The following is a 5,925-nucleotide window of genomic DNA, read 5'->3' as shown; positions in this document are numbered from 1 at the left end:
CCGCCAGCGGCGCCACTCGCGCCTCGGCAATATTGCGCCCGCGTTGTTCGCTGAAAAATTTAGAGAACAACGACAGGCGGCCTGAGACAAGAGTGTCCGCTATTGACAGTACACCTCAGAGCCCGTTAAGGCCGCGCATGCATTTTGGGTCATCAAGCACGGCGTTAAAGCTTCGGGCATGCCAGCCTGGGGGAAAAGCATGGATGACGAATACCTCTGGAACATGACGGCGTTCCTGCAGGTGCTGCCAAAGCTGGATGCTGCCGGATATCAAAGCATGGTGGCGAAGAGTGGCGGTCACACCCATGGCGGGGGCGAATTACAGGGCATTGGGGAGTCGCACCAACATGGGCCTGAGGAGGCTGGGAGTCACCATGGTCACGAAGACGCCCCTGATGACCACGCGCATCCCGACGCACCCACGGTTCAGCTTGGCGCAACCCAGACCCACGCGGATGGCAAGCCGCACAAACACCTATCAAAAGGAGGCACACCATGATGATGTACCGGAAATTTCTGTTGATGATCGCTACCTCGACGGTCATTATGTTCGGTCTGATGTATCTGAACACTTATTAAATAGACCATATTTTCTTTAGCGAAACGCGGGCTTACATGGCGCTGTTGATGGGCGCAACGATGGCGGCAGTTATGCTCTTGTTCATGTTGGGCATGTATCCCGACAAGAAACTGAACGCAATGATATTTGCCGCGAGTGTGCTCGTATTTTCAGGTTCGCTGTGGCTGGTTCGAAGTCAGGCAACTATTGACGACGTGGCATGGATGCGCGCGATGATTCCCCATCACTCAATCGCCATCCTGACCAGTGAACGGGCCGGGATCAAGGATCCTCGCGTGCGCAAGCTCGCCGACGGCATCATCGAAGCGCAGCGTCGAGAAATCGGCGAAATGAAAGCATTGATCCAGGACCTAGAGCACAAGAAATAACGGTACCAGTCGCTCAACCGGCGCGCATTTTGTGTAAATGCCGGCTTGCGTGCACCGCCTGGCTACTTGGCCAGGCGGACTTCGATTTTTCAGGGATCCACAAATGAACGCGAGCGACGTAAAGCCTCAAGACGGGCCCGAGCATTCAGCCCAGAAGCAAATCTCTGTAGCCACCGAGAATGAGGACAAACCATTTACTGACCCGGTATGTGGCATGAAGGTGCGTGCCAATCCTGAAAAGACCGTGGCATATGCAGGCGCCGACTATCACTTTTGCAGCGCCGGATGCGTGACAAAATTCAGGGCCTATCCGATGAGGTATCTGAATCCACAAGAGGCCGTTGCGCCAAGCCCGGAAGGGACGATCTTTACCTGTCCGATGCATCCCGAGATCAGACAGCCCGGACCAGGCAATTGCCCTAAATGCGGCATGGCGCTCGAACCGGAAATGCCTAGTCTCGACGATACCGAGAGCCCCGAACTGGTTGACTTCAAACGCCGCTTTTGGTGGACCTTACCCCTGTCGCTGAGCGTGTTTGTGCTTGCAATGTTCCGCCATTCTCTGTTCCACGGCGGCATTGCACACCAGACCTGGATCGAGTTCGGCCTGAGTACGCCGGTTGTGCTATGGGCCGGCTGGCCGTTTTTCGAGCGCTGGTTACAGTCCTTGAACAATCGAAGTCCGAACATGTGGACCTTGATTGGAACGGGTGTGGGTGCCGCATATGTGTATAGCGTCGTTGCGACCCTGGCGCCAGGAATATTCCCGCCGACGTTTGCCATGGACGGAGAGGTCAGCGTTTATTTTGAATCTGCGGCCGTCATCGTCTCATTGACCCTGTTCGGACAAATCCTGGAATTACGCGCCCGATCGCAGACCTCGGCCGCGATCAAGTCCCTCATTGGTCTCTCGCCGAAGACCGCCAGGCGGATCCTCGGGGACGGCACCGAGGAGGACGTACCTCTGGCGAACGTACACATTGGTGACACGCTGCGTGTGCGCCCCGGCGAAAAAGTGCCGGTCGATGGCGTCGTGCTGGAAGGGGAAAGCGCCGTGGACGAGTCGATGCTTACGGGGGAACCCGGGCCGGTCACGAAACGTCCGCAGGATAAAGTGATCGGCGCCACGGTGAACGCCAGCGGTAGCCTGATCATTCGCGCAGACAAGATTGGATCCCAAACGGTGCTCGCCCAGATCGTTCAGATGGTAGCTCAGGCGCAGCGCTCGCGCGCCCCGATGCAGCGTCTGGCGGACGTCGTCGCCAGTTACTTCGTGGTGATCGTTGTCAGCATTGCAATTTTAACCTTGTTGGTTTGGGGATTTTTCGGGCCGCAACCGAGCTGGATGTTCGGCTTCGTTAATGCGGTTGCCGTTCTGATTATTGCCTGCCCATGCGCTCTCGGGCTCGCCACGCCGATGTCGATCATGGCTGCAACCGGTCGCGCAGCGACGCAAGGGGTGCTGTTTCGCGATGCCGCAGCGATCGAACGCATGCGCTCGGTCGATACCCTCATTGTCGACAAGACCGGGACGTTGACTGAAGGGCGGCCGGCCTTCGATCGGGTTGTCCCGGCGCCGGGATTTGATGCGGCGCAGGTCCTGCAAATTGCGGCAAGCATCGACCAGGGCAGCGAACATCCACTTGCAAAAGCGATCGTCGATGAGGCAAGGCGGCAAAACGTGAAACTCAGCAAGACTGACCAATTTGAATCCGCTAGCGGCATCGGGGTGCGCGGTAGTCTCGATGGCCGGACCATAGCGTTCGGCAACACGGCACTGATGGACGCCGAAAAAATCGATTGGCAGAGTCTCGCCGTTGCCGCCGAGGAATTGCGTGGCGAAGGAGCGAGCGTCATGTATCTGGCTGTAAACGGTTCATTGGCGGGACTTGTTGCCGTCTCGGACCCGGTTAAGGCATCGACGGCGGAAGCCCTTGCTGAGCTGAAAACGACCGGCATCAACGTCATCATGGCAACCGGTGATGGCGTCACAACGGCTAAATCGGTTGGCGCAAAGCTTGGTATCGGCGAGATTTACGGTGAAGTGAAACCTCATGACAAGCTGGCACTGGTCGAACGTCTCCAAAAAGAAGGCAAAGTCGTGGCGATGGCGGGTGACGGAATTAACGACGCTCCCGCCTTAGCAAGGGCGGACGTGGGAATCGCTATGGGTACGGGCACCGACGTGGCCATCAACAGCGCCCATGTGACGCTGGTCAAGGGCGATCTGCGTGCCATTGCGCGGGCTCGCGAATTGTCAGTGTCCACGGTGCGCAACATGTACCAGAACCTGGGATTTGCCCTGATCTATAACGCTCTTGGCATTCCGCTAGCTGCTGGGGTGCTGTATCCGTTTACAGGCCAACTACTGTCGCCAATGGTGGCAGCGCTGGCGATGAGTCTTAGCTCAGTATCGGTGATCGCCAATGCCCTGCGCTTGCGGCGAAACCCAGGCTCGCCTGAATCGACGGTACCAATTGCCATGAATTCCGGCCGCCATGAAAAATGAGCGGTAAGAAATAGTGGCGAAACCGACTGCCCGTGCTGTCGTGGCGGCTAATTCGACATGCTGGCAGGGCGCCCTGGGCCCAGTAACTAGATGCCGCGTGGTTACATCTTGCCTCTACGCGGCATTCACACCAAGTAAAGGAAGCACATGCAACACGCTCAATTTGGAAACGCAGGCAAGGGATTGCCCGGACAGGAAGAAATTCGCCTTCCAGCGGAGCGCCTGAACGCTGGGTGCTTTTGCAACAGCCTGGATCCGGCCGCGCTGGAACTTGCGTTGTCGGGCGAGTTTGGGGACGATCAGCTTGCCGCCCTGGTGAAAGAACGCTGCCCCTACCTGTTTGCATCGCGGCCAGTGTTCATTTCGCAGAGCCGGGCCAACCTGATCGGCGACGTAGTAACAGCGATCGAGTCCGTCATTGCTATGCATTCATACCGCCAGCTGGTACTGGCCAATGCACCATCCATCGCACAGCAGGGCCACACCGGCACTCGCGGAGTATTTTTCGGATACGACTTTCATCCAGATGGTGAAAGCCTGGCCCTCATTGAAATCAATACCAATGCGGGCGGCGCCATGCTCAACGCGGTCATGGCGCGCGCGCATCGAACCTGCTGCCTCGACAGCGCCCGCATCGAGGAATCGATTGTTTCTGGCGCGGTATTTGAAGAGGCCATCATCGACATGTTCCGGTCTGAATGGGCGGCTGTAAAAGGCAGCGCGCCGCTTCGTACCATTGCCATCGTGGACACCGATCCGCAGCAACAGTACCTGTATCCGGAATTTCTATTGTTTCAGCGACTCTTTGCCAGCAGCGGCATCGACGCCGTCATCACGGACCCGTCGCACCTGACGTTTCACGACGACGCCCTATGGCTGGAGAACATCAAACTCGATCTGGTCTATAACCGTCTTACCGACTTCATGCTCGAAAGCCCCGCCACGGGTGCGCTGCGTGAGGCCTATTGCGCGGATGCGGTCGTGCTGACCCCGGACCCGCATGCGCACGCGCTTTACGCCAACAAGCATAATCTGACGATTTTCAGCAATGCTAAAACGCTCAAGACGCTGGGTGTGGCGCAGCCGGTGATCGACATTTTAGTTGCCAACGTGCCGATTACCGAGAGCGTGACGATCGACAAAGCTGAACGCTTGTGGAGTGCGCGGCGCGGCTTGTTTTTCAAGCCTGTCGCTGGCTATGGCGGGCGCGCGGCGTATCGCGGCGACAAGTTGACCAAGCGCGTCTGGCAAGACATCCTGAATGGCGACTACATTGCACAGCGCGTGGTTGCGCCTGGGGGCCGGGTATCTGGAACGGCCAACAGTCCAGAAACGCTGAAGTTTGATCTGCGCAGTTACGTGTACAAGGCACATGTCCAGTGGACGGCAGCCAGGCTGTATCAGGGGCAAACAACCAACTTCAGAACACCAGGTGGTGGCTTTGCGCCTGTCTATGGCATGCCCGACGAGCGCGTAAGCGCTGAGCTCGAAGTGATCTGTGGACCGGTTGGCGCATCGGCTTGTTGCGCGAAAATCTGACGCTAGATCGCGTGTATTGCGTACGCATCACATGCGGCCCCCGGCAGGCCCATGCTGGAGAGTCACCATGGGCTTGGAATCAGCTGTTTGACGTCGCCGTGGCGTAATGCATTTCGTTGCTACGGTGGAGGGATATTCATTTTCTCTAAGTCAACTATTGCTCTACATACAATCACAGATGTTATCGTTCCCCAGTCGTTAGCGGCGTTTCCGATGGTTTCGGTATCGACACAGCGATAGGATCGCTGGACGGAAAACTTTCCGCCAGTGCCTCATCGAGCGCATGTTCGGCATGGTCTTCCGACGTTGGCGTGACAACGTCCACTAGCTTGGAGTCAACTTCACTACTAGTCTTGCGAGTAAGCGTCATGATTTTCCTTGAATTGGCGAATTGATGACGGCCATCCCAACTGCACAGCGCAGCTCTGAAAAAGGTATTTAGACCGCATTCTGCAAATGTTTACACTGCTGCCATTTGCGCGCATGCGTCCGCGCATTTGCGGCACGACTCGGCACATCGCTGGCAATGATCCATCTTGTGCTGACCACATTCGACTGCACACGCTTGGCAGGCTGCAACGCAGAGTTTGCAAATCGCTGCAGCATGTTCACTGTTACGCGCCATCAGGGTGGCGGCGGTGCGGCATAGCAGGGCGCAGTCCATATCCAATCCGATACAGCGAACCATCGAGGCCACGTCCGCCTCTTTCAAACACAGCGCCGCGCAACTGTCACAGGCATTCGCACAGGCGTTGCAAGCATCGATTACAACTTTGAAAGCCATTCATATTCATGGTTGCGCTCCAGAATGGCGTTGTTGAATAATTCGACCGGTCGCCACAGGAGTGTACAATCTGGCATCATTTCTTCCTAGGTAAGCCCGTGCCGTACAAACACAGCGAAGAGCGTCGCCACAAATTCGAGAAGCC

4 protein-coding genes and 1 pseudogene are annotated in these 5,925 nt (G+C 57.0%); 4 read left to right on the top strand and 1 reads right to left on the bottom strand.

All coding sequences use genetic code 11. The features are described 5' to 3' along the window. Positions 1–136: 136 nt before the first annotated feature. The 4 genes and pseudogenes from ACP7EY_RS23685 to ACP7EY_RS23670 all read left to right on the top strand — a co-directional run. Positions 137–499 (top strand): annotated as a pseudogene (locus tag ACP7EY_RS23685) (c-type cytochrome); the annotation flags it as partial. A 116-nt stretch (positions 500–615) separates the two neighbouring features. Continuing rightward, entirely contained in the window at positions 616–948 is a 333-nt protein-coding gene (locus ACP7EY_RS23680) for a DUF305 domain-containing protein (protein WP_426197710.1), read from the top strand. A gap of 103 nt (positions 949–1,051) precedes the next feature. Continuing rightward, the gene (locus tag ACP7EY_RS23675; protein WP_426197709.1) at positions 1,052–3,457 is read left to right on the top strand and encodes a heavy metal translocating P-type ATPase; all 2,406 of its coding nucleotides are present in this window, start codon (positions 1,052–1,054) and stop codon (positions 3,455–3,457) included. 147 nt (positions 3,458–3,604) lie between these two features. Beyond that, complete coding sequence (locus ACP7EY_RS23670; RefSeq protein ID WP_426197708.1) at positions 3,605–4,996, top strand: hypothetical protein; 1,392 nt, start codon at positions 3,605–3,607, stop codon at positions 4,994–4,996. Between the two features lie 460 nt (positions 4,997–5,456). Here ACP7EY_RS23670 and ACP7EY_RS23665 read toward each other — a convergent pair whose 3' ends face one another. After that, a complete protein-coding gene (locus ACP7EY_RS23665; RefSeq protein ID WP_426197711.1) occupies positions 5,457–5,531 on the bottom strand; it encodes a four-helix bundle copper-binding protein in 75 nt (24 codons plus the stop codon). Positions 5,532–5,925: the final 394 nt, after the last annotated feature.

The organism is Massilia sp. DWR3-1-1 (assembly GCF_049898325.1).
GTDB lineage: Bacteria > Pseudomonadota > Gammaproteobacteria > Burkholderiales > Burkholderiaceae_D > JAFCUW01.
Note: the sequence above shows the minus strand (reverse complement) of the source record. Positions and strands in the feature narration are given on the sequence as shown.

Excerpts from the sequence above, each read along its gene's own strand:
- ACP7EY_RS23670 (WP_426197708.1), top strand. The coding sequence starts at position 3,605 with ATGCAACACGCTCAATTTGGAAACGCAGGCAAGGGATTGCCCGGACAG.
- ACP7EY_RS23680 (WP_426197710.1), top strand. The coding sequence starts at position 616 with ATGGCGCTGTTGATGGGCGCAACGATGGCGGCAGTTATGCTCTTGTTC.
- ACP7EY_RS23675 (WP_426197709.1), top strand. The coding sequence starts at position 1,052 with ATGAACGCGAGCGACGTAAAGCCTCAAGACGGGCCCGAGCATTCAGCC.